The 26,343-nt window shown below is 68.9% G+C and carries 26 protein-coding genes; 17 read left to right on the top strand and 9 right to left on the bottom strand.

The annotated features are described in order from the left end of the window. Nucleotides 1-137 precede the first annotated feature (137 nt). Nucleotides 138-1,502, top strand: a complete 1,365-nt coding sequence (locus tag NNI01S_RS22395; protein WP_063022093.1) for a cation:dicarboxylate symporter family transporter — start codon at nucleotides 138-140, stop codon at nucleotides 1,500-1,502. Nucleotides 1,503-1,623: 121 nt separating this feature from the next. Here NNI01S_RS22395 and NNI01S_RS22400 read toward each other — a convergent pair whose 3' ends face one another. Next, complete coding sequence (locus NNI01S_RS22400) at nucleotides 1,624-1,839, bottom strand: DUF4287 domain-containing protein (RefSeq protein ID WP_063022094.1); 216 nt, start codon at nucleotides 1,837-1,839, stop codon at nucleotides 1,624-1,626. A 152-nt stretch (nucleotides 1,840-1,991) separates the two neighbouring features. Next, nucleotides 1,992-2,417 (bottom strand): DUF4267 domain-containing protein, encoded by a 426-nt coding sequence (locus tag NNI01S_RS22405; RefSeq protein WP_063022095.1) that lies wholly within the window; start codon nucleotides 2,415-2,417, stop codon nucleotides 1,992-1,994. Nucleotides 2,418-2,527: 110 nt separating this feature from the next. Between NNI01S_RS22405 and NNI01S_RS22410 the strand changes: the two genes are divergently transcribed. Both NNI01S_RS22410 and NNI01S_RS22415 read left to right on the top strand, forming a co-directional pair. Beyond that, on the top strand, nucleotides 2,528-3,112 hold the full coding sequence (locus NNI01S_RS22410; protein WP_063022096.1) for a TetR/AcrR family transcriptional regulator: 585 nt from the start codon (nucleotides 2,528-2,530) through the stop codon (nucleotides 3,110-3,112). A 154-nt stretch (nucleotides 3,113-3,266) separates the two neighbouring features. Then, nucleotides 3,267-4,736, top strand: a complete 1,470-nt coding sequence (locus NNI01S_RS22415; RefSeq protein ID WP_063022097.1) for a phytoene desaturase family protein — start codon at nucleotides 3,267-3,269, stop codon at nucleotides 4,734-4,736. Nucleotides 4,737-4,762: 26 nt separating this feature from the next. Here the strand turns inward: NNI01S_RS22415 and NNI01S_RS22420 are convergent, their stop codons facing one another. The 7 genes from NNI01S_RS22420 to NNI01S_RS22450 all read right to left on the bottom strand — a co-directional run bounded on the left by NNI01S_RS22420 (nucleotide 4,763) and on the right by NNI01S_RS22450 (nucleotide 11,255). After that, the gene (locus tag NNI01S_RS22420; RefSeq protein ID WP_063022098.1) at nucleotides 4,763-5,689 is read right to left on the bottom strand and encodes a cation diffusion facilitator family transporter; all 927 of its coding nucleotides are present in this window, start codon (nucleotides 5,687-5,689) and stop codon (nucleotides 4,763-4,765) included. Between the two features lie 74 nt (nucleotides 5,690-5,763). Next, the gene (manA, locus tag NNI01S_RS22425) at nucleotides 5,764-6,984 is read right to left on the bottom strand and encodes a mannose-6-phosphate isomerase, class I (protein WP_063022099.1); all 1,221 of its coding nucleotides are present in this window, start codon (nucleotides 6,982-6,984) and stop codon (nucleotides 5,764-5,766) included. After that, on the bottom strand, nucleotides 6,984-8,186 hold the full coding sequence (locus tag NNI01S_RS22430) for a serine/threonine-protein kinase (RefSeq protein ID WP_063022100.1): 1,203 nt from the start codon (nucleotides 8,184-8,186) through the stop codon (nucleotides 6,984-6,986). The genes manA and NNI01S_RS22430 overlap by 1 nt, the downstream gene beginning before the upstream one ends. A 118-nt stretch (nucleotides 8,187-8,304) precedes the next feature. Beyond that, nucleotides 8,305-9,681, bottom strand: coding sequence for a phosphomannomutase/phosphoglucomutase (locus NNI01S_RS22435; RefSeq protein ID WP_063022101.1), 1,377 nt, complete (start codon nucleotides 9,679-9,681; stop codon nucleotides 8,305-8,307). 52 nt (nucleotides 9,682-9,733) lie between these two features. Continuing rightward, on the bottom strand, nucleotides 9,734-10,114 hold the full coding sequence (locus NNI01S_RS22440) for a DUF3499 domain-containing protein (RefSeq protein ID WP_039800382.1): 381 nt from the start codon (nucleotides 10,112-10,114) through the stop codon (nucleotides 9,734-9,736). A 302-nt stretch (nucleotides 10,115-10,416) separates the two neighbouring features. Continuing rightward, nucleotides 10,417-10,896: a metallopeptidase family protein gene (locus tag NNI01S_RS22445; RefSeq protein WP_168434228.1), complete on the bottom strand. Its 480-nt coding sequence runs from the start codon at nucleotides 10,894-10,896 to the stop codon at nucleotides 10,417-10,419. A 125-nt stretch (nucleotides 10,897-11,021) separates the two neighbouring features. Further along, nucleotides 11,022-11,255: a WhiB family transcriptional regulator gene (locus NNI01S_RS22450; RefSeq protein WP_029901515.1), complete on the bottom strand. Its 234-nt coding sequence runs from the start codon at nucleotides 11,253-11,255 to the stop codon at nucleotides 11,022-11,024. A gap of 492 nt (nucleotides 11,256-11,747) precedes the next feature. Here NNI01S_RS22450 and cofD point away from each other — a divergent pair, with 492 nt between their 5' ends. The 14 genes from cofD (at nucleotide 11,748) to NNI01S_RS22520 (ending at nucleotide 26,342) form a co-directional block, all read left to right on the top strand. Further along, the gene (gene cofD, locus NNI01S_RS22455; RefSeq protein ID WP_063022103.1) at nucleotides 11,748-12,746 is read left to right on the top strand and encodes a 2-phospho-L-lactate transferase; all 999 of its coding nucleotides are present in this window, start codon (nucleotides 11,748-11,750) and stop codon (nucleotides 12,744-12,746) included. Then, complete coding sequence (locus tag NNI01S_RS22460) at nucleotides 12,743-14,089, top strand: coenzyme F420-0:L-glutamate ligase (protein ID WP_084489177.1); 1,347 nt, start codon at nucleotides 12,743-12,745, stop codon at nucleotides 14,087-14,089. Before cofD ends, NNI01S_RS22460 begins: the two co-directional genes overlap by 4 nt. A 34-nt stretch (nucleotides 14,090-14,123) precedes the next feature. After that, on the top strand, nucleotides 14,124-14,642 hold the full coding sequence (locus NNI01S_RS22465) for an NUDIX hydrolase (protein WP_063022166.1): 519 nt from the start codon (nucleotides 14,124-14,126) through the stop codon (nucleotides 14,640-14,642). A 187-nt stretch (nucleotides 14,643-14,829) separates the two neighbouring features. Next, nucleotides 14,830-16,077 (top strand): alkane 1-monooxygenase, encoded by a 1,248-nt coding sequence (locus tag NNI01S_RS22470; RefSeq protein ID WP_063022167.1) that lies wholly within the window; start codon nucleotides 14,830-14,832, stop codon nucleotides 16,075-16,077. Continuing rightward, on the top strand, nucleotides 16,074-16,241 hold the full coding sequence (locus tag NNI01S_RS22475; protein ID WP_063022104.1) for a rubredoxin: 168 nt from the start codon (nucleotides 16,074-16,076) through the stop codon (nucleotides 16,239-16,241). Before NNI01S_RS22470 ends, NNI01S_RS22475 begins: the two co-directional genes overlap by 4 nt. A gap of 10 nt (nucleotides 16,242-16,251) precedes the next feature. After that, on the top strand, nucleotides 16,252-16,434 hold the full coding sequence (locus tag NNI01S_RS22480; RefSeq protein WP_043696873.1) for a rubredoxin: 183 nt from the start codon (nucleotides 16,252-16,254) through the stop codon (nucleotides 16,432-16,434). Between the two features lie 40 nt (nucleotides 16,435-16,474). Further along, nucleotides 16,475-17,095: a TetR/AcrR family transcriptional regulator gene (locus tag NNI01S_RS22485; RefSeq protein ID WP_063022105.1), complete on the top strand. Its 621-nt coding sequence runs from the start codon at nucleotides 16,475-16,477 to the stop codon at nucleotides 17,093-17,095. A 191-nt stretch (nucleotides 17,096-17,286) separates the two neighbouring features. Next, nucleotides 17,287-18,423, top strand: coding sequence for an alkane 1-monooxygenase (locus NNI01S_RS22490; RefSeq protein WP_245676327.1), 1,137 nt, complete (start codon nucleotides 17,287-17,289; stop codon nucleotides 18,421-18,423). Between the two features lie 116 nt (nucleotides 18,424-18,539). Continuing rightward, nucleotides 18,540-20,024 (top strand): adenosylhomocysteinase, encoded by a 1,485-nt coding sequence (gene ahcY, locus NNI01S_RS22495; RefSeq protein WP_063022107.1) that lies wholly within the window; start codon nucleotides 18,540-18,542, stop codon nucleotides 20,022-20,024. Nucleotides 20,025-20,169: 145 nt separating this feature from the next. After that, nucleotides 20,170-20,817: a dTMP kinase gene (locus NNI01S_RS22500; protein WP_063022108.1), complete on the top strand. Its 648-nt coding sequence runs from the start codon at nucleotides 20,170-20,172 to the stop codon at nucleotides 20,815-20,817. Between the two features lie 78 nt (nucleotides 20,818-20,895). After that, a complete protein-coding gene (mtrA, locus tag NNI01S_RS22505; protein ID WP_039800350.1) occupies nucleotides 20,896-21,573 on the top strand; it encodes an MtrAB system response regulator MtrA in 678 nt (225 codons plus the stop codon). Nucleotides 21,574-21,617: 44 nt separating this feature from the next. After that, nucleotides 21,618-23,642 (top strand): MtrAB system histidine kinase MtrB, encoded by a 2,025-nt coding sequence (mtrB, locus tag NNI01S_RS22510; RefSeq protein ID WP_439956140.1) that lies wholly within the window; start codon nucleotides 21,618-21,620, stop codon nucleotides 23,640-23,642. After that, nucleotides 23,639-25,462 carry an MtrAB system accessory lipoprotein LpqB gene (gene lpqB / locus NNI01S_RS22515; protein ID WP_063022109.1) on the top strand — a complete coding sequence of 608 codons (1,824 nt, stop codon included), beginning with the start codon at nucleotides 23,639-23,641 and terminating at the stop codon, nucleotides 25,460-25,462. Before mtrB ends, lpqB begins: the two co-directional genes overlap by 4 nt. A 235-nt stretch (nucleotides 25,463-25,697) precedes the next feature. Beyond that, complete coding sequence (locus NNI01S_RS22520) at nucleotides 25,698-26,342, top strand: ComF family protein (protein ID WP_063022110.1); 645 nt, start codon at nucleotides 25,698-25,700, stop codon at nucleotides 26,340-26,342. Nucleotide 26,343: the final 1 nt, after the last annotated feature.

The raw sequence follows: 26,343 nt of genomic DNA on the forward strand, positions 1-26,343 counted from the left end.
CCGACCGCGTCTCACAAGCTCTGCCTCCGCTGAACGTAATGCACCAAACAGTGACCGGGATCACCCGGCCGACCATCATTCTGCCTGGAAGGCGTGAGCCACCTCGCGTCGGTACCGTTCGAAGGGAAATCCTCGCTATGAGCGACTCGACTCGCACGCGGCGCGACCGCACTCATTGGCTGTATCTGGCCGTCATCGTGGCGGTGGTCGCGGGCGTCCTCGTCGGCTGGCTGGCGCCCGGCGCCGCGCAGTCGTTCGCCCCGTTGGGGACCATCTTCGTCAACCTCATCAAGATGATGATCGCTCCCGTCATCTTCTGCACCATCGTGCTCGGGATCGGCTCGGTGCGCGCGGCGGCCACCGTCGGCAAGGTGGGCGGACTGGCCATCGGCTACTTCCTCGTCATGTCGACCATCGCGCTCGGAATCGGTCTCGTCGTCGGCAATCTGCTGCAACCCGGCGCGGGACTGAATATCGCCAAGTCGACCAAGGCCGGGCACGACCTGGCCAACACCGCGCACAGCGCGGGCGGCACCTGGGAATTCATCCAGAACATCGTTCCGTCCACGTTGTTGTCCTCGCTCACCGCGGGCAACGTCCTGCAGGCGCTGTTCGTCGCGCTGCTGGTCGGCTTCGCGGTGCAGGCCATGGGCACGGCGGGCGAGCCGATCCTGCGTGGGGTGGCGCTGCTGCAGAAACTCGTGTTCCGGATCCTGGTGATGATCCTGTGGCTGGCGCCGATCGGCGCGTTCGGCGCGATCGCGAACGTGGTCGGCAAGACCGGCCTGGACGCGGTGGTGAAGCTGGGCACGCTGATGATCGCGTTCTACCTCACTTGCGTGGTGTTCGTCTTCGGCGTGCTCGGCATGCTGCTGTGGAGCGTCTCGCGGGTGTCGATCTTCAAGCTGGTGCGCTATCTCGCCCGGGAGTACCTGTTGATTCTCGCGACCTCGTCGTCGGAGTCGGCGCTGCCCCGGCTGATCGCGAAGATGGACCACCTGGGCGTGGAACGCACCACCGTAGGCGTCGTCGTGCCGACCGGCTATTCGTTCAACCTCGACGGCACCGCCATCTACCTGACCATGGCGTCGCTGTTCATCGCCGAGGCGATGGGCAAACCGCTGTCCATCGGCGAGCAGCTCGGGCTGCTGCTGTTCATGATCGTCGCGTCCAAGGGCGCGGCCGGCGTCACCGGCGCGGGACTGGCCACGCTGGCGGGCGGATTGCAGAGTCATCGGCCCGAGTTGCTCGACGGTGTCGGCTTGATCGTGGGGATCGACCGCTTCATGTCGGAGGCGCGAGCACTGACCAATTTCTCCGGCAACGCGGTCGCGACGGTGCTGATCGGCACCTGGACCAAGACCGTCGACGTGGACCGGGTGCGCGAGGTGCTCGATCGCAAGGTGCCTTTCGACGAGCGGACCATGGTCGACGACGACCACGGCACGCTGAGGGCGCCGACCGCGCATGAGGCCGAGTCCGTAGATCTGGTCAAGGCATGAGGGTGGACAGAGCCCGGACGTAGCGCCGGGCCGGGTGAAGCGTGGCAGCCGCCCGGCCGCACGGTGAATGTCGAAGGGCCCGCAGATCCGCTGATCTGCGGGCCCTTCGACGCGTCCGGGATCAGGCCCCCCACTTCTCCGGATTCAGGTGGTGCTGGGTGAGCGCGGTGGCGTGGCCGTGCCCGAATCCATGCTCTGTCTTCAGCCACTCGACGAGTTCTTTGTGCGAGGTCAGTCCCGATTCCCGCATGGCGGCCTTCCACTCCTCGATCGCGCGGCCGTACTTGGCCTCGATGGAGGGGAAGTAGGACGCGGGGCCGTGCGGCTTGGTGGCCATGGTCGTTCTCCTTGCTCGTCGTGCGTTCGATAGTGGGGACCGAGCGGGCTCCGCAAAGTCGTCGGTGGTCCCGGGGAAGTGATCGGGATCACCGAAGGCTGTACTCCGTCATATGCAGTCACCCCGCGGACGACCGACCGAAATCCCTCGACTCAGGCGGGCACGCCGACCGCATCTGCCGTGCGGCGCTGGGCCACACTGTGTTCCCGGATCAGGAGTCCACCGGTCAGCGCCACCAGGGCGGCGGTCAGGCCGTGGATGCCGAATGCCGCGGCCGCCGAACCGTTCCAGCTCAGCACGGTGAGCATGTCGCCCACCGGCACGAGGGCGACCACCGAGGTCACGATGCCGAGCGCGTAGCGCTGTCGCAGGCCGAGCAGGATCAGGATCAACACGCCGAAGACGGTGTCGCGCACGCCTTTGAGGTTCATGAACGCCGCCGCGTCACCCTCCGGCCAGGCGGGCAGTCCGAAGCCCGGGGCGATGGCGTCCGGCGTGAACAGGTAGCTGATCCCGATGTAGAGGATGAACGCCGCGCCGATCAAGGACAGGACAGTGGCGATACGGGAGAGGGTCATGGCGATGCTCCTGACTCAAAATCTATGCCTTCGATATCTAGCGTTGCTAGATCTGATACTGAGCCTAAACGAGCTTCGATAGATTGTCTAGCGACGCTAGAATTCTCGGAATGACCACTCACACGCGTAAGGAACGCGAGCGGGCCGAACGCAGGCAGCGCATCATCGACACCGCACGCGAACTCGCCGAAGCACAGGGCTGGGAGGCGGTCACCGTGCGTCGTCTCGCCGCACGGATCGAATACAGCCAACCCGTGCTGTACAGCCACTTCACCGGCAAGTCGGCGATCGTCTCGGCGGTCGCGGAGAAGGGCTTCGCCGAACTGACCGAGGTCCTGCGGCGCGCGCAGGACAGGGCCTCCGATGACGCCGGCCGACTGCGTGCGGCCGCCCGCGCCTACCTGGAATTCGCCGCGGCCAATCCGGCGCTCTACGACGCGATGTTCTCGATGAGCACCGATCTCACCTTCGGCCTCGAAGCGCCCCGGACGCCGCGCGAGACGTGGAGCGAACTGGGAGCCACGTTCCGCCCCTTTCCCGGCGAGCTGGACCTCGGCGTTCGTATCGAGGTCGCTTGTTGCACTCTGCACGGCCTTGCCACTCTGGAAGGCGGCGGCCGGATCCGACCGGAGCTGCGCGACCAGCGAATCGACCTCCTGGTGGCGGAATGGCTCGCCGCGATGGGCACGAGCTAGCGGCGGGGCGCGCGGTCCGCCGTCCTCGACGTGTGCCGGGCGCCGGCCGCTGCCCGGCGCGCCGTGCTCGGCCACCCAGCACGTCCGTGACCGAGTCGGGCGCGGTCGGTGTCGGCGAGCGCGTCGAAGACCGGTCGGCCGGTAGCGTGGGGGTATGGCTGATGTGGTGGTGGTCGGTTCCGGTCCGAACGGACTCGCCGCCGCGGTGATCCTGGCCCGGGCGGGGCTCGCCGTGGAGGTGTACGAGGCGGAGGCGACGGCTGGAGGTGGTTCCCGTACAGCGGAACTGACACTGCCCGGCTACCACCACGACGTGTGCGCAGGCGCGCATCCGATGGCGGCGGCCTCCCCGTTCTTCCGGGCATTCGACCTGACCGCGCACGGTGTGGAACTGCTCGCGCCGGAGGTCTCCTACGCGCATCCGCTGGATGGCGGCGTGGCCGGACTCGCCTGGCGGGACCTGGAACGGACAGTCGACCACCTCGGCGCCGACGGTCCCACCTGGCGCAAGCTGTTCGCCCCGCTGATACGGCACTGGCCGGACGTGGTCGACCTCGCGATGTCGGATCTGCGCCGCGTCCCGTCCGGGCTCGCGACCGCGACACGTTTCGGCCTGCGCACGCTGGAGCAGGGTTCGCCGCTGTGGGACATCAGGTTCCGCGAGCAGATCGCGCCCGCCCTGCTCACCGGCATCGCCACGCACGCGATCATCCCCCCGCGCGCCATCACGGCCGCGGGCGCGGCGCTGTTGCTCGGCACGCTCGCCCATGTCGGGGGCTGGGTGATTCCACGCGGCGGTAGTCAGGCCATTCCCGACGCGCTCATCGCCGACCTCGAACGTCTCGGCGGCCGGGTGCACACCGGGCGCCGGGTCGACTCGCTCGACGAGTTCGCCGATGCCCGCGCCGTTCTGCTCGACCTGGCCCCTGCCGAACTGCTGCGCATCGCCGAGCACAGGTTGCCCGCGCGGTACGCGAAGCGACTGCGGCGATTCCGGTACGGCGGCGCGGCGTGCAAGATCGACTTCGCGCTCTCCGGGCCGGTGCCGTGGCAGGCCGAGGGCTGCGCACTGTCGGGAACGGTGCACGTCATCGGCACCCGTGCCGAGGCCATGGCCGCAGAGCACGCCGTGGCTATGGGTCGGCACGCCGAACGGCCCTATGTGCTGTCCATCCAGCCCGGCGTGGTCGACCCCACTCGCGCGCCCGCGGGCGGCCACACCTTCTACACCTATGCCCACGTGCCCAACGGCTCCACCCGTGATGTCAGCGACGACGTGATCGCTCAGGTCGAGCGGTTCGCGCCGGGTTTCCGTGATCTGATCATCGCGAAGAATGTGATCACCGCCGCGCAAATGCCCTCGCACAACGCGAACTACATCGGCGGCGACATCTCCGCCGGGGCGATGACCCTGCGGCAGTTCGCGTTTCGCCCCGCCCCGCGCTGGAACCCCTACGGCACACCGATCCCCGGCGTCTATCTGTGCTCGTCGGCGACCCCGCCCGGCCCAGGGGTGCATGGCATGAGCGGGCTGCATGCCGCGCGCCACGCCCTGCGCGACCGCTTCGGGGTTCGCACCGATCCCCTCGACCTCCTACGCACTCCCGCTTTCCAGCACCGCTGACAGCGGACGCCGTTCCTCGCGTGGTGCTATCCCTTGGCGAGTTCGGTGCGGTAGAGGTCGGGTTCCAGGTAGATGACGCGTGCCGCGGGCACCGCCGCGCGGACACGCGACTCGGCGTCGTCGATGGCGTCGGCGATCGCCGCGACGTCGAGGCCGGGCACCACGCCGACCTTCGCGGCCACGAGCAGCTCCTCCGGGCCGAGGTACTGGGTCTTGAGGTGGATCACCCGGTCGATACGCGTCGAGTCGACCAGGTTCGCGCGGATCCGCCGGTTCTCCTCCGGCGTGGCGCCCTCACCGATCAGTAGGCTCTGCATCTCCACGATCAGCACGATCGCGATCACGCCGAGCAGCCCGCCGATCGCCAGCGTGCCGATGCCGTCCCAGATCGGGTCGTCGGTGAGCATGGTCAGGCCGACGCCCGCGAACGCGAAGACCAGACCGATCAGCGCCCCGGTGTCCTCCAGCAGCACCACCGGAAGCTCCGGGCTGCGCGAGTTGCGGATGAACCGCCACCAGCTCGCGGTGCCCTTGAGCGGAGCGGACTCGCGCACCGCTGTGGTGAAGCTGTAGGTCTCCAGCGCGATCGCGATCAGCAGGATGACGACCGCGACGATCGGCGAACTCAGTTCCTCCGGATGCTGGATCTTGTGGATGCCCTCGTAGATGGCGTAGCCGGAGCCGAGGGTGAACAACACCAGCGCCACGATGAACGAGTAGAAGTACCGGTTGCGCGCGTAACCGAACGGGTGCAGCTCATCGGCTTCCTTCGCGGCGCGTTGCTGACCCAGCAGCAGCAGTCCCTGATTGCCCGTGTCGGCCACGGAGTGCACGGCCTCGGCGAGCATCGACCCCGATCCCGTGATCGCCGCACCGACGAACTTCGCCGCGGCGATCCCCGCGTTCGCGGTCAACGCCGCGATGATCGCCTTCTTGCCACCGCCAGCCGACATGGAAGCATGTCCTCTCTGTTTTCCAGCTACCCGCGAACAGACTAGGGCACCGGGTACCGGGCGTTCCGGATCGGTCAGCCGGCCGCACCGACGCAGGCGCAGAACAGCTGGACCTCGCCGTCCACCGCCTGCGCGCGAATGTCGGTGTCGGTGGCGGAGATCCAGGCCGCGCCGCCCCGGGTGAGCTCCAACGACGAGCCGTCCCGGAACAGCCGCACCGTTCCCGCCGTGCACAGCACGATGCCCGGCCCGGCCGCGGTCAACGGCACCCGCGCGGAACCGGCGACCAGGTCGAAGCGGCGCAGCGCGAACTCCGGGGCGGGCGTGCGATAGCGCACCGAGCCGTCGCCGGCCGGTTCGGGCAGCACCACCGGTAAGCCGATCGGCTCGAAATCCAGCACACGCAACAGTTCCGGTACGTCGACGTGTTTCGGGGTGAGGCCGCCACGCAGCACATTGTCGGAGTTGGCCATGATCTCTACGCCCACCCCGCGCAAGTAGGCATGCAGGTTCCCGGCTGCGAGGAACAAGCCCTGCCCTGGCTCCAACGTCACGCGGTTCAGCAGCAGCGCCGCCAGCACCCCCGCGTCACCGGGGTATGCCTCGGCGAGTTCGAGCGTCGTGCGCGCCTCGGCCGTGAACTCGCGGGAGCCCTTGCCGGACAGGTACCGCACACAGCCGTCGAGCACCTCGGGCAGCAACGTGGCCAGCACCGGCTGCGGCAGCGTGATCCAGGTGGTGAACAGGGTGCGCAGGCCCGCCGAATCCGGCTGGGCGGCGAGGAGTTCGCAATAGGAGCGCAACCCGTCCACCGCCAGCGCGCGCAGCAACGCGACGGTGCGGTCCGGATCGCGGAAACCGGCCAGCGCCTCGAAACGCTCCAGCGCGACGACCAGCTCGGGTTTGTGGTTCTCGTCGCGATAGTTGCGCAGCGGGGAATCGAACGGCACCTTGGCCAGATTCTCTCGATCGAAGCCTGCTCGCGCCTGCTGCGTGCTCGGATGCGCCTGCAGCGACAGCGGCTCCTCCGCCGCGAGGACCTTGAGCAGGAACGGCAGTTTGCCGCCGAATCGGGTTGCGGCGGAGCCCAGCTCCCGTTCCGGGTCACCGGCGATCAGGTCCAGCAGCGAGGTGGTGCGGTCGCCGACCCGCACGTGCGCCGGGTCGGCGGGGTGGGCGCCGAACCACAGTTCGGCCTCCGGATGCGCGGACGGCACCGGCCTGCCGCACAGCTGAGCGAGCGCGGTGCGCGAGCCCCAGGCATACGAGCGCAGCGCACCAACGAGTTCGTGCACTAGTAGCTTCCCCCGTACTGCCCCTGGCCGTCGGCGGCGGCGGTGCGCGAGCCGATCAAGCGCAGGTAGGCGGCGGCCATCTCCAGTCGCAGCGCGAGCACCGCGAGCTGTTCGAGTTCGGTGCCGTTCGCAGGCGCGGACTCGTCGGCGCGAGCCTGAGCGGGGGCGGCGGGGTCGGTCATCTCGGTGTGTAACAGGTCGACGTCGGCGTTCACCAGATCGGCGTCCACCAGGTTCGGTCCCTCCCCGCCGAACACCGCGATGCGGCGGCGGGCGGCCGCGCGATCGCGATCGGCGCTGAGCACGAATACCCGGATGCGCTCCACCGGGGCGGGGCCGTCCAGTTCCTCGTCGTGGAACAGCGGATCGAACCCGGGCGCGGATTCGCCTGCCGCCTCGGTCATCCGGGTCCGCGCCGCCACGGCCTCGGCCAGATCCACCGCGGTGGCGACTTTGCCCGCGGACTGCAGCAGCACCTCGGCGCCGTGCTCGGCCAATTCGGCCGCCGCCGGGGAATCACCGGCGAGGACGATCCCCCGCTGCTGCATGCGGGCGGCCAGCGTCTTGGCCGGGTTGCGGAACACCTCGTTGTGCGGGCCGTCGCGCAGCGCCTCGGCATCCAGCACATCGGCCAGCTCCGCGAGTTCCGGGACGACGGCGCCGGTGCGCTGCGGGTCGACCGCGCGCAGCACCGCGATTCCGGCGGCCAGGAAGCGCAACAGGCGGTTGTGCCCGAGTACCTGCACCCGGGGCTCGAGGACGGCGGCGCGTCCAGCGGCGGCGGCGCGCAGCGGACCCTCGTGCGGCGCGGCGACGACCACCTCGGCGCCGCGGCGCAGCGCCCGGTCGACGGCATCGATCAGGCGAGGATCGCCCGCGTCGTCGCCGGAAACGAGGACGACGTCCAGCGGCCCCACCCACGGAGGTAGGGCGGCGGCGGGCACCACGGGTAGGCCGGCACGGTCGCCGAGTGCGGCCACGAGCAGTCCCGCGGCACGCGCGGCACGTCCGGAACCGGAGACCAGCACCACGCTGCGTGGCCGCAGATCGGCCAATCGGGCCAGCGCTTCCTCACCCACGGCCGCCGCGGTAGCGCGTACCTGGGCGCCGCCGGAGGCGGCCGAGCGAAGGGCGCCGCCTGCGTCGGCGGCCTCGAGTGAAGCGGCATCGTCGAGGTCGAGCACCGGTGTTCCAGCGATCATCGGGCGTCCCACCTCCCCTCATCGCGCTGTGTCTTTTCCGCCCCCACGCCCTCTCGGTCCGGCTGCGACAGCGAGACCGAGACGGGCGAATCCAAGGCCTGTGATTCCACTATTCCAGTCAGGAGCGCACGATGCTCAGGATCTCGGTCACGAGTGCGTCTACTTCCTCCGCGGAGCGGGCCTCGACGTTCAGCCGGAGCAAGGGCTCGGTGTTCGACGCGCGCAGGTTGAACCACGCGTTGTCGGCCAGTTGCACGGTCACCCCGTCCAGCCGGTCCACCGAGTGGGCCCGGTCGGCGAAGGCGTCCACCACGGCCATCGTCCGCTCGCCGGCGTCGGCCACGGTGGAGTTGATCTCGCCGGAGGCCGCGTAGGTCGCGTAGGAGGCCATCAGTTCCGACACCGGCCGGTCCTTCTCCCCGAGCGCGGCCAGCACGTGCAGCGCCGCGAGCATCCCGGAGTCGGCGCCCCAGAAGTCGCGGAAGTAGTAGTGCGCGGAGTGCTCGCCGCCGAACACCGCTCCGGTGGCGGCCATCTCCTGCTTGATGAACGAGTGACCGACCCGCGTGCGCACCGGCGTTCCGCCCAGCTCGTGCACCAGCTCCGGCACCGCGCGGGAGGTGATCAGGTTGTGGATGATCACCGCGCCGGGTTCCTTGGCCAGTTCCCGCTCGGCGACCAGGGCGGTGATCGCCGAGGGCGACACCGGGTCGCCGTTCTCGTCGACCACGAAGCAGCGGTCGGCGTCGCCGTCGAAGGCCAGGCCGATGTCGGCGCCGGATTCGCGGACCAGCTTCTGTAGGTCCACCAGGTTCGCCGGGTCGAGCGGGTTGGCCTCGTGGTTGGGGAAGCTGCCGTCCAACTCGAAGTACAGCGGCACGATCTTCACCTGGGGCAGCGCGCCCAGCACCGCGGGCACCGTGTGGCCGCCCATGCCGTTGCCCGCGTCCACCGCGATGACGAGGGGCCGGATGCCGCCGAGCTCGACGAGACCGCGCAGGAAGTCCGCGTACTCGATGAGCAGGTCTTGTTCGGTGGCGGTGCCGCGCTCGCCCGCGTACTCGGAAACGCCCTCGATCAGTTCGCTCTTGATCGTGGCCAGACCGGTGTCCTGTCCGACCGGAAGGGCTTTGGCGCGGCACAGTTTGATGCCGTTGTACCGGGCGGGGTTGTGACTGGCGGTGAACATCGCGCCCGGGCAGTCCAGCCGGCCGGAGGCGAAGTACAGCTGGTCGGTCGAGGCCAGGCCGATGTGCACGACGTCCAAGCCCTGGCCGAGCACACCGTCGGCGAAGGCGGACGACAGCTCGGGGGAGGAGTCGCGCATGTCGTGCCCGATGACGATCCGGTTCGCGCCCTCGGCGCGCATCAGCCGTGCGAAGGACGCGCCGACGTCCCTGACGAAATCCGCGTCGATCTGATCACCGACCACGCCGCGAACGTCGTAGGCCTTGATCACCGCGTTCACGAACTCGGCAGAGCGGGCGACTGTCATGCCCAACACCCTAGTGGTTGCGCCGGACCGGTCCGACATCGTCCTCGTCCGATCAGGACGGCGGGTCCGGCAGCACGCGCAGATGGCCGCGGCGACCCGTGCGCGTGGTGCGCGGCGGCGGGGGAGCGTAGTCGCGATAGCCGCGCTGTTCGCGCTCCGGCGGGCGGCGGCGTAACCCGGCCTCGCGCACCGCCTCGGCCAGCGCGGTCAGATCGTCGTCATCCGGTGTGCTGGAGGAAAACCCGCCTTCGTGGCGAACCAGTTCCCAGCCCTTCGGGGCGGTGATGCGTGAGCCGTGCGTTTCACAGAGATCCCAGGAGTGCGGTTCGGCGACCGTCGCGAGTGGCCCGACCACTGCCGTCGAGTCCGAGTACACATAGGTGAGCGTCGCGACGGCCGGATTCTTGCAGCCTGGTCGGCAGCAACGACGCATGGGAATCACGCCGATGAGAGTAACCCCCCTGGCGCGTCGATGGGGACAGACACGCTTGAAGAATCTCGGTCCGCGCGTCACGAAACGAGGGCAGCACGGCGTACCGCGGGCCGCGACGCGTCCTGCGGTGGTCCGACGACGCACCCCGGACGCGCGGGCAACGGTGTGCCGCATGCGTAACGGGAGTGGTTGGGCGCGATGAGAGTGCCGGAATACCCAGCGGTCGACCGCCTACACGTGGTTGCGCCGACGCCTGCCCCGCAACCACATTCGAGGGCCGCCGTCACGTGGATGGGTGCGACTCACTCGGCTTCCGGATCGATCACGTCCGGGTCGACGCCGAGGTAGGTCGCGACCTGCTGGACCAGCACCTCACGCAGCAGATCCACCAGGTCGTCGGGGTCGCTCGCCCGCAGTTCGAGCGGCTTGCGGAACAGCACGACCCGCGCTCGGGTCGCCGCGCCGTGCCGGTCGACACCGGCCGGGATGAGCCGCGAGAGGGGCACCGGGCCGTCGGCGACCACCTCGTCCGGCCAGGTGACCGAATCGGGGTGCAGCGGACGGATTTTCGGAACGTCGTCGACCGCGATATCGAGTTTGGTGAGCCGGTCGTGCCACCGGGAGTCCAGCGGAGCGAACGCCTCCAGCACCAGGCGGTCGAACTTCTGGCCGCGGGTCCGCCAGGCGGGCACCGTGGGTGGCAGCATCGGCCCGCGCACTCCGCGGCCGCGGCGGATCACCGACCGGGCGGTCGGCGGTCGACGCTTACGGGAACGTGCCATGAGACAAAATCTAGGCCAGCGGGATCGTGCCGTCCGCACCGAGGCGGTCGGCGGGCTGTCCGGTCGTGTCGCGTTAGCCCGGAGCGCCCCGATGGACGGGCGGCTCCGGGCGTCGCGTACGTCTGTCAGCCGATGCCGCGCTTGAGGCGGCGGCGCTCCCGCTCGGAGAGGCCGCCCCAGATACCGAAGCGCTCATCGTGCGCGAGCGCGTACTCCAGGCACTCGTCGCGGACCTCGCAGCCCATGCAGATCCGTTTGGCCTCACGGGTCGAGCCGCCCTTCTCGGGGAAGAACGCCTCCGGATCGGTCTGCGCGCACAGGGCGCGTTCCTGCCACTGCTCTTCGATGGATTCGAACATCTCGTCGAAGCCGGTCACGACAAGGCTGAGCCGGGGCGTCGTGACTCCGTCACCCCCCTCTTGGTCCTTCCAGCCGCCGTTATCTGCGCAGACGCCACGTGCTGCGCCTGCTGTGGAATCGGTCGGCGAGACCATCTCGTTGGCCATCGCTCCGCCTCCTCACTGTGTGTTAGCGCAGAATGATTCTTTCCGTCGGACCAACACGCGCACCGACGGCCATACCCCGCGACGTTGTCCCGCGGACGTCCCCGAGCTTGTCATACCGATGCGAACATCTGTTCGAAAAGCGGTTCGCGCGTTGACCTCTCGCGCGAACCCGGAATGACATGACTGTGATTAGACACGCCGGACGCGTCGATGGTCAAGCCGCCGTCGCTATTCCGTTACTATCCGCAGCCGCATTCCGAGACGATCTTGTGATCTGTCATAGCAAATGAACAGCAAATTTGCCCCGAATGGGAGCCGCCACGCCAGCGCATAGGCTGTGCGGATGTGAGTGGACAACAAGCGGACGTCACGCCCGCGAACGGACCCCGCATCGCCGTGCTGGTCGGTGGCGTCGGTGGCGCGCGTTTCCTTCAGGGCGTCCGGGAACTACTGCCCGACGCGGACGTCTCCGCGATCGTGAACGTCGGCGACGACGTCTGGATGCACGGGCTCCGGATCTGTCCCGACCTCGATACCTGCATGTATACCCTGGGCGGAGGTATCGATACCGAGCGTGGCTGGGGTCGGGTCGGCGAGACCTGGCACGCCAAGGAGGAGCTCGCGAAATATCACGCGCAGCCGGACTGGTTCGGCTTGGGTGACCGCGATATCGCCACGCATCTGATCCGTACCGAAATGTTGCGCGCCGGATACCGGCTCTCCACGGTCACCGAGGCGCTGTGCAACAGGTGGCAGCCCGGCGTGAAACTGATCCCCGCAACCGACGATCGCTGCGAAACGCATGTCGTCGTGTCCGATCCGGACAAGCCTGGCGAACGGCGCGCGATCCATTTTCAAGAGTGGTGGGTTCGCTACCGCGCGAACGTCGACACCCATGGATTCGCCACAATTGGCGCCGATGAAGCCAAACCGGCCCCAAATGTGATCAATATCATAGAATCCGCCGACGTGGTCCTTCTCGCGCCGTCGAACCCCGTCGTGAGCATCGGCGCCATCCTCGCGGTGCCCGGAATCCGCGGCGCGTTGCGCACCACCGCGGCGAAGGTGATCGGGGTTTCCGGTGTGATCGACGGCAAGCCGCTGCGCGGGATGGCCGACGAATGCCTCTCGGTGATCGGGGTGGAGACCACGGCCGAGGCGATCGGCCGGTACTACGGCGCCCGCTCGGCGACCGGGATCCTGGACGGCTGGCTGATTCACAGCACCGACACCGCCGAGGTGCCCGGGGTCGAGGTGCGCAGCGTGCCCTTGTTGATGACCGACCCGCCCACGACTGCCGAAATGGTGCGTCAGGCATTGGATCTCGCTGGAGTCGCCCTGTGAGCACACCGACCGACCACGCGGCCGGAGAGCTGCGCATCCTGCCCATCACCGGGCTGCCCGAATTCCGCCCCGGCGACGACCTCGCCGAGCACATCGCCCGCTGCGCGCCCTGGCTGGCCGACGGTGACGTGCTGGTAGTGACCAGCAAGATCATCGCCAAGGTCGAGGGGCGCATCGTGCAGGCGCCGCTGGACCCCGAGGAGCGCGACGCCGCCCGGCGCAAGCTCGTCGACCAGGAGGCGGTGCGGGTGCTCGCCCGCAAGGGCCGCACCCTGATCACCGAGAACAAGCTGGGGATCGTGCAGGCGGCCTCCGGTGTGGACGGCTCGAACGTCGAACAGGGCGAACTCGTGCTGCTGCCCATCGACCCGGACGCCAGCGCCAAGGCGTTGCGCGCCGCGCTCGCCGACCGGCTGGGCGTGACGGTCGCGGTGGTCGTCACCGACACGATGGGCCGTGCCTGGCGCAACGGGCAGACCGACGCGGCCATCGGCGCGGCGGGCCTGCGGGTGCTGCACGACTACGCGGGCGCGGTCGACGGGCAGGGCAACGAGCTGTTCGTCACCCAGGTGGCCGTGGCCGACGAACTGGCCGCGGCCGCCGACTTGGTCAAGGGCAAGCTCGGCGGCGTCCCGGTCGCCGTGGTGCGCGGCTTGCCGATCGTCGACGACGGCTCGGGCGCCGCCGATCTGCTCCGCGGCGGCACCGACGATCTGTTCTGGCTCGGCACCGCGGAGGCGATCGAACGCGGACGCAAGGAGGCGATCCTCCTGCGTCGCTCGATCCGCCAGTTCTCCGACGCGCCCGTCGATCCCGAGCGCATCCGCTCGGCGGTGTCGGTGGCGCTGACCGCGCCCGCTCCGCACCACACGCGCCCCGTGCGATTCGTCTGGCTGCGGACGCCGGAACTGCGCATCCGGCTGCTCGAGGCGATGGCGGAGAAGTGGCGCGCGGACCTGGCCGCGGACGGCTTGCCGCCGGAACGAGTCGAGCGCCGGGTCGAGCGCGGGCGCATCCTGTTCGACGCGCCCGAGGTGATCATCCCGTTCTGTGTGCCGGACGGCGCGCACGACTATCCGGACGAGCGCAGGCGCGCGAACGAGCGCACCATGTTCACCGTCGCGGTGGGCGCCGCGGTGCAGGGCCTGCTGGTCGCGTTGGCCACGGAGGGGATCGGCAGTTGCTGGATCGGGTCGACGATCTTCGCGCCGGAGGTCACTCGTGCGGTTCTGGGTCTGGCCGAGGACTGGAGCCCGCTGGGCGCCATCGCCATCGGTCATCCGCTCGAGGACCTGACCCCGCGGCAGGCGGCGGGTGCGGGCTCCGGGCTGGTCGAGCTGTGAAGCGTCTCGGTTCCGCAGTGCGGGAGAAGTGCCGGTGAGCGCGGAGTCACTGCACGCTTCGGCCACCGCACTGCTCGAGACCTGGTGTCCGGCGACCGGTCCGGAACGATCGCTGCGCGAGGCGATGCTGGCCTTCCTCGGCTCGGCCCCGCGTGGTTGCCTGCGCGAGCACGCGCCGGGGCACATCACCGCTTCCGCGGTGGTCTTCTCCCACGACGCCCGCGAGGTGCTGCTCACCCTCCATCCGCGGGTCGGACGCTGGATCCAGCTCGGCGGCCACTGCGAGGAGCGGGACGAGACGGTCGCGGGCGCCGCGCTCCGCGAGGCGACCGAGGAGTCCGGCATCCCGGGCCTGCGACTCGAGCCGGGGCTCTACGGCGTGCAGGCGCACCCCATCACCTGCTCCCTCGGCGTGCCCACCAGACATCTGGATCTCCTGTTCCGCATCACCGCCCCCGCCGGCGCGATCCCCGTCCGCAGCCACGAATCAACCGATCTGCGCTGGTGGCCGGTCGACTCTCTACCCGACGACGCCGACGTCCTGCTGCGCTGAACCAGCTGAATTCCAACGCGACGAGCCCCGATCGGATGCCCTATCCGGCCGGGGCTCCTCTCTGCGCCGCGCAAGGCAGTTTACAAATTGCCGTATTTGTCTAGACATGCGACAAACATCCCGATATCGTCCATAGGTGAGGTAATGCACGTCACATGTGGCGTGCCCTTCGGAAATGGAGACGACGATGTCGACGCACGCCGACGCGTCCGCTCAGCCGGTCGAGGTACCGGCCTGGCGGGATCGCAAGCGCTACATGTGGCTGTGGGGTTTGTTCGCCCCGGCCGGCCTGTTCCTCATCGGCCTGCCGCTGATCTGGGGTTTGAACGAGCTGGGCTGGCATCGCCTCGCGCAGGTGCCGTTCTGGCTCGGGCCGATCCTGGTCTACGTGCTGATCCCGATCGCGGACATCTTCTTCGGCCCGGATGGCGACAACCCGCCCGACGAGGTGATGGAGTACCTGGAGAACGACAAGTACTACCGCTACCTCACCTACCTGTACCTGCCGTTCCAGTACGCCACGCTGCTGATGGCGGCCTACCTGATCACCGCCGACCGGGTGAGCTGGCTCGGCATCGACGGCGGGCTGCACGTGGTGGACAAGATCGGCCTGGCGATCACCGTCGGCATGATCGGCGGCATCGGCATCAACACCGCGCACGAACTCGGCCACAAGAAGGTCGACCTGGAGCGCTGGCTGTCCCGGATCGCCCTGGCCCAATCCTGCTACGGCCACTTCTACATCGAGCACAATCGCGGCCACCACGTGCGCGTCGCGACGCCCGAGGATCCGGCGAGTTCTCGTGTCGGCGAGACGTTCTGGGCCTTCTGGCCGCGCACCGTATGGGGCAGCCTGAAGTCGTCCTGGCGCCTGGAGAAGACCCGGCTGGAACGGCTCGGCAAGAAGCCGTGGAGCCCGCGCAACGAAGTGCTCAGCGCCTGGCTGATGTCGGCGGTGCTGTTCGCGGCCCTGGTCGCGGTGTTCGGCCTCGAGCTGCTGCCGTATCTGATCCTGCAGGCGGTGGTGGGCTTCAGCCTGCTGGAGGCGGTCAACTACCTGGAGCACTACGGACTGGTGCGCCAGCGCACGGCCAGCGGCCGATACGAGCGCCCCGCCCCGGTGCACAGCTGGAACAGCGACCACATCGTCACCAACATCTTCCTGTACCACCTGCAGCGGCACAGTGATCACCACGCCTACCCCACCCGGCGCTACCAGACGCTGCGCAGCTGGGACGGTGCGCCCAACCTGCCGAGCGGCTACGCGAGCATGATCCTGCTCGCCTACTTCCCGCCGCTGTGGCGCCGCGTCATGGACAAGCGGGTGCTCGCGCACTACGACGGCGACATCACCCGCGCCAATATCGATCCGGGCAAGCGGGAGAAGGTGCTGGCGCGCTACGGCCGCGCCGATGCCGAAAGGGAGACAGCGTGAGCGCGTATCGCTGCCCCATCTGCGACTACGTCTTCGACGAGGCGAAAGGCGCGCCGCACGAGGGTTTTCCGGCGGGCACCCGGTGGGAGACGGTGCCGGACGACTGGTGCTGCCCGGACTGCGGGGTGCGGGAGAAGATCGACTTCGAGCCGATAGCGACATAGGACCACGACAATGAACGAGTACAAGCTCTATCAGTGCATCCAGTGCGGCTTCGAGTACGACGAAGCCGAGGGCTGGCCGGAGGACGGCATCGCGCCGGGGACCCGCTGGGACGACATCCCCGACGACTGGACCTGTCCGGACTGCGGCGCCGCCAAGGCGGATTTCTACATGGTCGAAATCGAACGGTCGTGAGATTTTGACTGCGGCAGGCGCCCGTGACAGTGTCGCGGGTATGCCGCGCAACGGAACCAGGATTCCCTACCAGGAGGCCGCGCGGGACCTGCTGCGGACGTCGGTCCTGGATGCGATGCGCGAGCTGCTCACCGAGCGGGATTGGTCCAAGATCACGCTCGGTGACGTCGCGGCGCGAGCCGGGGTGAGCAGGCAGACGCTGTACAACGAATTCGGCTCGCGCAGCGGTCTCACCCAGGCCTACGCGCTGCGCCTGGCCGACTTCCTGGTCGATCACGTCGACGCCGCGATCAACGGCAACGTCGGCGACGTCCGCGCCGCGTTCCGTGACGGGATGGCCAACTTCTTCTTCGACGCGGCGTCCGACCCACTGGTGCAGTCACTCGTCGCGGGTGAGGTGAAGCTGGATCTGCTGCGCCTGATCACGCTCGACGCGGGACCGCTGCTCGGGCACGCGACCGAACGGCTGTCGCGCGCCTTCCAGCACAGCTGGGTGGCGTCGACGGCGGCCGAATCGGACGTGATCGCGCACGCGCTCGTGCGCATCGCCCTCAGTTACATCCCCACTCCGCCCGCTCCGGGCCGGGACGCGCCCGCGGAATTGAGTGCGCTGCTGAGTCCTTACGTCGAAGCGATCCTCGCCGCGCGCGTGCAGCGCTGAGCCTGTGCGGGGCAACCTGCTCACGACTGGCGCATTTGCAGCACATTGAAAACAGACTGCGCGGCTTGTAATAGCGATCACGTTTCAACCGACGGCATAGATGTAACGGACGGCAAGTCACCAAGTATTCTCAGGCGACGGTGTTCGGGTCTTCTTTGAGTGGGGCAAAAGTGCAAACGGTTGGCAAACCGGTGGGATCGCCCGATCCCAAACGCCATCTGTGGGTTCTCGGCTTGCTCGCGCCATCGTCGGCCTTGCTGCCGTCACAACTGGTGCTGCACACCGGTCTCGCGGTGTTCTGGTGGATCGGCCCGATCATCGTGCTGATTGTCATCCCGCTGCTGGACTGGTCGATCGGCGTGGACGGCAGTAATCCGAAGGACGAGGACTACGAGCTGCTGTCCAACGACCGGTACTACCGGTGGTGCACCTATCTGATGCTCCCGGTCCAGCTGATCGGCCTGGTGATCGCGAGCTACATGTGGGCCGGTGACGAACTGAGCGTGGTCGACAAACTGGGTCTGGCCGCCACTCTCGGATTCGTCAGCGGCATCGGCATCAACGCCGCCCACGAACTCGGGCACCGGGTGGAGCACCTGGAACGCTGGCTGGCCAAGATCGCGCTCGCCCAGTCCGCTTACGGGCACTTCTTCGTCGAGCACAATCGCGGCCACCATGTGCGCGTGGCGACTCCGGAGGATCCGGCCAGCGCCCGGCTGGGTGAGTCGCTGTGGGAGTTCCTGCCCCGCAGTGTGTCCGGCAGTTTCCGCTCCGCGCTCGCGCTCGAGCGTGAACGGCTCGCGCGCAAGGGCAAAGGCTGGTGGAGCGTGCACAACCACATCCTGCAAGCCTGGTCGATGACGCTGGTGCTGTTCGGCGCCCTGATCGCGGCGTTCGGCGTCCAGGTGCTGCCGTGGCTGCTGTTGCAGGCCGTGATCGGTTTCGGCCTGCTGGAGACGGTGAACTACGTCGAGCACTACGGCTTGCTGCGAGCCCGCCGCCCCAACGGCATGTACGCCCGTTGCTCGCCGCGCGACAGCTGGAACAGCGACCATCTGGTCACCAACATCTTCCTGTTCCACCTGCAGCGGCACAGCGACCACCACGCCAACCCGGGCCGTCGCTACCAGACCCTGCGCACCTCCGAGCAGGCCCCGCAACTGCCGGCCGGTTATGCCGCCATGATCGTGCTGGCGGCCATTCCGCCACTGTGGCGGTGGATGATGGACGACCGGGTGCTCGCCCACTACGGCGGCGACATCACCCTGGCGAACATTCAGCCGCGCAAGCGGCGCCGCATCCTGGCGGCGCGCGGGGTGACGGCGTAACGGGCGCGCCGGTCGCCGGTCCCGGCCCGGCCGGTGCGCAGAGGGCGGCCGCGTAGTCCGCACCCTGTCGTGAGCGACTAGCCTTGCCTCGGTACTTGCCGAACCAGGAGAGGCTGATGACCACCTCAGAACTTCCCGCACGCACGTCGTTGACCGCCGATGTCCGCAACGGCATCGACTACAAGGTGGCGGATCTGTCGCTGGCCGATTTCGGCCGCAAGGAGATCCGCCTCGCCGAACACGAGATGCCCGGTCTGATGGCGCTGCGCCGTGAGTACGCCGAGGTGCGGCCGCTGCAGGGCGCGCGCATCTCCGGCTCGCTGCACATGACCGTGCAGACCGCGGTGCTGATCGAGACCCTGACCAGCCTGGGCGCCGAGGTCCGCTGGGCTTCCTGCAACATCTTCTCCACCCAGGACCACGCGGCGGCCGCCGTGGTCGTCGGCCCGAACGGCACCGTCGACGAGCCCGAGGGCACCCCGGTGTTCGCCTGGAAGGGCGAGACGCTGGAGGAGTACTGGTGGGCAGCCGAGCAGATGCTCACCTGGCCGGGCGAGCCGGCCAACATGATCCTCGATGACGGCGGCGACGCCACCATGCTCGTGCTGCGCGGCGCGCAGTTCGAGAAGGCGGGCGTGGTGCCGCCGGAGGACGAGGACCACTCGGCCGAGTACAAGGTCTTCCTGAACCTGCTGCGCGAACGCTTCGAGACCGACCGCGGCAAGTGGAGCAAGATCGCGGAGTCGGTCCGCGGCGTGACCGAGGAGACCACCACCGGCGTGCTGCGGCTCTACCAGTTCGCGGCGGCGGGCGAGCTGGTGTTCCCCGCGATCAACGTCAACGACTCGGTCACCAAGAGCAAGTTCGACAACAAGTACGGCACCCGCCACTCGCTCATCGACGGCATCAACCGCGGCACCGATGTGCTCATCGGCGGCAAGAAGGTATTGATCTGCGGCTACGGCGATGTCGGCAAGGGCTGCGCGGAATCGCTTGCCGGACAGGGCGCCCGGGTGCAGGTCACCGAGATCGACCCGATCAACGCGTTGCAGGCGCTGATGGACGGATACGACGTGGTGACCGTCGAGAAGGCGATCGGCGAAGCCGACATCGTCATCACCGCGACCGGCAACAAGGACATCATCACCCTCGAGCACATGAAGGCGATGAAGGACCAGGCCATCCTCGGCAACATCGGTCACTTCGACAACGAGATCGACATGGCGGGGCTGGAGCGTTCCGGCGCAACGAAATTGACGATCAAGCCGCAGGTCGATCTGTGGACGTTCAAGGAGAGCGGCCGCTCGATCCTGGTGCTGTCGGAGGGGCGTCTGCTCAACCTCGGCAACGCGACCGGCCATCCGTCGTTCGTGATGTCGAACAGCTTCTCCAACCAGGTGATCGCCCAGATCGAGCTGTGGACCAAGCCGGAGGAGTACGACAACGAGGTCTACCGGCTGCCCAAGCACCTCGACGAGAAGGTCGCCCGCATCCACGTCGAGGCACTCGGTGGCGAGCTGACCAAGCTCACCAAGGACCAGGCCGAGTACATCGGCGTCGACGTCGAGGGCCCGTTCAAGCCGGACCACTACCGCTACTGAGCGCGCCGGCCGGGTGTCCTCCGCGATCCGCGGCGGGGCACCCGGCCCGTCGGGCAGCGGCTCACTGGCGCCGGGCCGGGTGTCCGTATCCACGCTGGTCAGCCGGTGCGGGCACCGGTCGGCGGGCGGGGTAGTCTGCCTGGTCATGGGAGTGCTGATAGCGGTCGAGGGCCTCGACGGCGCGGGCAAGCGGACGCTGATCGAGCGGGTGGTCGGCGATCTGCGTGGTCGCGGGCTGCGTGTCTCGACCATGGCATTCCCGCGCTACCGCGTCTCGGTGCACGCCGACTTGGCCGCCGAGGCGCTGCGCGGCGCGCACGGCGACCTCGCCGCCTCGATCAGCGGCATGGCCCTGCTGTTCGCGCTGGACCGTGCGGACGCGCGGGACGAGCTGTCGAAGCTGTTGGCCGACAACGATGTTGTGCTTCTCGATCGCTATGTCGCCTCCAACGCCGCCTATTCGGCCGCCCGGCTCGGCCAGTCGGCCGACGGCGAAATCGTGGATTGGGTGGGCGAATTGGAGTTCGGCAGATTCGCCCTGCCCGCGCCCGCGCTGCAAGTGTTGCTGGACGTGCCCGTCGAATTGGCGGCCGAGCGCGCCCGCAAGCGCGGCGAACTCGACGCCGAGCGCGCCCTCGACGTCTACGAGCGCGACGGCGGTCTGCAGCACCGCACCGGCGCGGTGTACCGTGAGCTGGCCGAACGCGAGTGGGGCGGCCCCTGGTGGACATACCGATCCGACGACGGCCCGGCTGCGCTGGCCGCTCGGATCACCGAAATCGTTGGTCGATAAGGTTGGTTGTGCCACGGGTTCGCACCAGTGTTGGCGTGGCGGCCCGATCCTGGCCTGGGAGATGACAACATAGTAGTTATGAAGCCGAAGATTCTGGTCGTCGACGACGATATGGCACTCGCTGAGATGCTGACGATCGTCTTGCGCGGGGAAGGGTTCGACCCGCACGTGGTCGGCGACGGCACACAGGCCCTGGCGGCGGTTCGCGAGATCCGCCCCGATTTGGTGCTGCTGGACCTGATGCTGCCCGGCATGAACGGCATCGACGTGTGCCGCGTGCTGCGGGCCGATTCCGGGGTTCCGATCGTGATGCTCACGGCCAAGACCGACACGGTCGACGTCGTGCTGGGTCTGGAATCGGGCGCCGACGATTACATCGTCAAGCCCTTCAAGCCGAAGGAGCTCGTCGCCCGGGTGCGGGCCCGCCTGCGCCGCACCGAGGAGGAGCCCGCCGAGCTGCTGTCGATCGCCGATATCGTGATCGACGTGCCCGCGCACAAGGTGAGCCGCGGCGGCGCGCAGATCTCGCTGACGCCGCTGGAGTTCGACCTGCTCGTCGCCTTGGCTCGCAAGCCGCGCCAGGTGTTCACCCGTGAGGTCCTGCTCGAGCAGGTCTGGGGCTACCGGCATGCCGCCGACACCCGCTTGGTGAACGTCCACGTGCAGCGGTTGCGGGCGAAGGTCGAGAAGGATCCCGAGAACCCGGAGATCGTGCTGACCGTCCGCGGTGTCGGTTACAAGGCCGGACCGCCGTGATCCATGGCGTGATCTCGCGTCTCCAACGATCGCTGGCTCCGGTGGTGGCCTGGTTCCAAGCGGTCGGCATTGCCTTAGGCCACCTGTGGCGGCGTTCGCTGCAGTTGCGTGTCATCGTGTCCACGCTGACGCTGTCGCTGATCGTCATCACGATCCTCGGCGTGGTGCTGACCAGTCAGATCACCGACCGGCTGCTGGACGCCAAGATCAACGCCGCGGTCGAGGAGATGGACCGTGCGCGCAACACGGTGGAGAGCCAGCTCGCCGGTGTGCACGATATCGGCGCTCAGCCGCAGCGGCTGGAGGAGGCGCGCAACGCGCTGTCCAACCGGGGCGGCACCGGCCGATCCACCGGCGCGGCAGGTACTTTCGATTCGGCGCTCAGCGTCATCGGCGGGATGCCGCCGCAGCAGATCCCGTCCGGCCCGATCCAGGAGGTGCCCGACGAGCTGCGCCGGTTCGTGCAGCGCAACCAGGTCAGCTACCAGTTCGCCACCGTCGACGACGCGGAGGGCTACCGCGGTCGCGCGCTGATCATCGGCAGCCCGAGCGCGGAGATCCCGACCCTGGAGATCTATCTGATCTTCCCGCTCGCCAACGAGGAGCGCAGCCTGTCGCTGATGCGCGGCACCATGCTGGTCGGCGGCATCGTGCTGCTGGTGTTGCTCGCCGCGATCACCGCGCTGGTGACCAGGCAGGTGGTACTGCCGATCCGTTCCGCGGCCCGGATCGCGGGCCGGTTCGCCGACGGCAGGCTCAAGGAGCGCATGCTGGTGCGCGGCGAGGACGACATGGCGCGGCTGGCCCAGGCGTTCAACGAGATGGCCGAGAGCCTGTCCAACCAGATCACCCAGCTGGAGGAATTCGGCAATCTACAGCGCCGGTTCACCTCGGACGTCAGCCATGAGCTGCGCACTCCGCTCACCACCGTGCGCATGGCCGCCGACCTCATCCACGGCAGCAGCGACGACCTCGATCCCGCCCTGGCCCGCAGCGCCGAATTGCTGGTCAACGAGCTGGACCGGTTCGAGGGCCTGCTCAACGACCTGCTGGAGATCAGCAGACACGACGCGGGCGTCGCCGAACTGCAGGTCGAGTCGCTGGACGTGCGGATGTGCGCGCGGGCCGCGATCTCGACCGTGCGGCACCTGGCCAAGGACGCCGGTGTCGAGATCATCAGCGACATGCCGGAGGAGCCGCTGGTCGCCGAGGTGGATCCGCGCCGGGTGGAGCGGGTGCTGCGCAACCTGCTCGCCAACGCGGTCGACCACAGCGAGGGAAAGCCGGTGCTGATCCGCATGCGGGGCGACGTCGAAGCCAATGCCGTCGCCGTCGTGGTCCGCGATCAAGGCGTCGGCCTGCGGCCGGGCGAGGAGAAGCTGGTCTTCAACCGGTTCTGGCGCTCGGATCCGTCTCGTATGCGCCGCTCCGGCGGCACCGGCCTCGGCCTGTCGATCAGCGTGGAGGACGCGAACCTGCACGAAGGCAAGCTCGAAGCCTGGGGTGAGGCCGGGCTCGGCGCCAGTTTCCGGCTGACCCTGCCGCTGGTACGCGGCAAGAAGCTGGGCCCCAGCCCGCTTCCGCTGGAGCCGGCGCGCAAATCGATGCGCGTCGTGGAGCCCGAACCGCCCGCCGAGGCCGATACAGCGCAACCGGCCGCCGAGCCGAGCGGTGCGAGTGCACTGCGGCACGACCCGGCCGATCCGGGTGCCGCGCAGGTGACGAATGCCCTGCGCGTCGACGCGGAGGCCGGTACTTCCGAACCGGTCGGGGCGCATCTCGACGGCTTCGATACCTCTGATCAGGACGACGTGCGGTCCGAGTTGCCGGACCAGGCGGCCGGGACGGACAGCTCGGAGCCGGGCGATGCCGACGGCGCCGGCTCGGGAGGCGTCGATTCGGAACCGGGCGCGGGTAGACCGCACGCAGCTGCCAACGGCACGGCGATGCCCGCAGACAGCGCCTCGACCGAAGAGACGCCCGCATCCGGAGCGAACGGATCGCCCGCGTCGGAGTCGGCGCAGACCGGTGGCGGCGGGTCGCGCGAATCGGGGGACGTACAGTCATGACAATGCGTGTCGGATCTGTCCGGATGCGGCGACTGACCGTGCTGGCGGCGGCGGTTCTGGCGGTCGTGCTGCCGCTCACCGCCTGCGCGAGCCTGCCGGAGTCCTCCGCGCCGGAGGCGCTGGGCACCATCAACCGGGAGCCCACCTCCGAAGGCCCGCCGCCACCGGTCGCCGACCGCGATCCCGATCTCCTGCTGCGCGACTTCCTCCAGGCCACCGCCGATCCCACCAACCGGCACCTGGCTGCCCGCCAGTACATGACGCCCGCGGCCTCCACCCAGTGGGACGATGCGGCGGGCACGGTCATCGTCGAGAAGCCGGACACGCTGCGCGAGTCGCGCTCCGGAGACAAAGCCAACTACTTGATCCGCGCGCGCAAGGTCGGTGAGCTGACCGCCGACGGCGGGTACCGCCCCAACGACGACATTCCCTTCGTCGAGAACAAGATCGAGCTGACGAAGATCAACGGGCAGTGGCGGATCGACGATCTGCCCGACGGCGTCGTCATGGACTCCGCCGCGTTCTTCAAGTCCTACCGCCGCTATGTGCTGTACTTCATCGATCCCACCGGCAACATGGCCGCTCCGGATCTGCGCTGGATGTCGGTGCCGAAGGCCCAGCTGGCCCAGCGATTGCTCAGCTCGCTGCTCGAGGGGCCGCAACCGGCGCTGGCGTCGGTGCTGCGCAACCAGCTGGCGCCGCCGGTCGCGCTGCGCGGGACGATCACCAAGGCCAACGGTGACCCCGACGGCGTCGGGATCGGGCTCGGTGGTGTCAAGATCGACTTCGCGGGCGCGTCGGCGCTGAATCCGCGCGAGCGCGAACTCTTGGCCGCACAGGTGGTGCTCACGCTGTCGAGCGCCGACATTCTCGGTCCGTACATGCTGCTCGCCGACGGCAAACCGTTGGACGAGCGATTCGCGGCCAACGGGTGGAGCGTGGCGGACGTGCAGCAGTTCAACCCGGTCGCCGCCGTCCGCAACCAGACGGGGTTGCACGCACTGCGTGGCGGCGGGCTGGTGCAGATCGCCGACAACGGCGGTATCACTCCCGCGCCCGGCTACTTCGGCGCGGTGAACAACCTGCAGTCGGCGACGCTGTCTCCGGACGGTCAACTGGTGGCCGCGGTGGCGGAAGCCGCACGACCGCCGGGCGTGCCGTCACGCACCCTGATGGTCGGCACGTACGGCGGCAACGCCTTTCCGGTGGCCGAGGGCTTCACCATCACGCGGCCTTCTTGGACGGCGGATGGCAGCGCGGCGTGGGCGGTGGTCGACGGTGACCGGGTGATCCGGGCGGTCAACGACCGGGGGACGGGGAACGTGTCGGTACAGAACGTGGACATCTCCGGGCTGTCGGCGGCGTCCTCGGCCACCGCACCCCGGCTGCCGATCACGGAATTGCGCATCTCCCGGTCCGGGGTGCGCGCGGCGATGATCGCCGACGGCAGGGTGTACGTCGCCGTTGTGGTGCGCCAACCCGACGGAAAGCTGGCGCTGACCTCGGCGCTTCCCGTGGGCGTCGGGCTCAGCACGGCCGCGGTGTCGGTGGACTGGCTGGACGCGGACACGATCATCATCGCGCGCGAGGGCAATGTGGACCCGGTCAGCACGGTCTCGGTCGACGGCTCGGAACCGACGCCGCTGACGTCGCAGAACCTGACGGCGCCGGTGCGCTCGGTGAGCGCGAGTCCGGATCATCAGTACGTCGCCGACTCGCGCGCGGTGCTGGAGCTGACCTCCGCTCCGGACCAGGGGCAGCCCTATTGGCGCGAGGTGCCGGGTCTGGGCGCGAACGCCATCCCCGTGCTGCCCGGGTAGCGCCGGATCGACTCCGTGTCGCATCGCCCCTCGTGACCTGGGGGCCGGTGTTCGCCTGTGCTGGAGGTAGACGGTCCCGTCGCCAGGGCTCGGCGCATTCGGAGGCCGACCGTAGGCCGGCAGACAAGGTGGCCAGCGTAAACGTCGCTGCCGCAATGGCATAACGTTCCGTCCTCCATCGGCAGCGTCGACGCGATCGAGCCGGCTTGTCGGAGGGCGGGCGCACACTCGGTCGATGCGAACCCTGCTCGATCTGGTGCTGCCCGCCGCTTGCGCGGGCTGCGGACGTCCCGGGGCCGATTGGTGCGCCGACTGCGCCGCCACGCTGTCCGGCCCGCCGGTGCGGGTATGGCCGCGCACCGATCCGGGCGTTCCGTGCTGGGCGCTCGGGCCGTACGCCGGGCCCGCGCGCCGGGCGGTGCTCGCCGCCAAGGAACGGGGGCGGCGAGATCTGGCGACGCCATTGGGAGCGGCGCTGGCGGGAGCGCTCGCCGAGTTGCGTTCCCCGCGCCTACCGCTGGTGCTGGTGCCCGCACCCAGCCGGAGCATCGCGGCGCGCCGTAGGGGCGGCGATCCGGTGTCGCGATCGGCGGCGGTAGCCATGCGATGGCTGCCGGACAGCCAACTGATGACGCTGTTGCGGCTGAGGAGGGGGACGCGCGATTCGGTGGGCTTGACACCCGCCGAGCGGGCTCGCAACCTGAATGGGCGGGTGACCACGGCCCCCGGTGCCGCCGCCGACTGGGGGATTCCGGCGAATGCCGAGGTGGTGCTGGTCGACGACGTACTGACCACCGGTGCGACCGCCCGGGAGTCGGTGCGTGCGCTGGAGCGCGCCGGATTGCCGACACGTGCCGTTCTGGTTACGTGTGCTGCTTGAC

It is taken from the genome of Nocardia niwae NBRC 108934 = DSM 45340 (assembly GCF_001613465.1).
GTDB lineage: Bacteria > Actinomycetota > Actinomycetes > Mycobacteriales > Mycobacteriaceae > Nocardia > Nocardia niwae.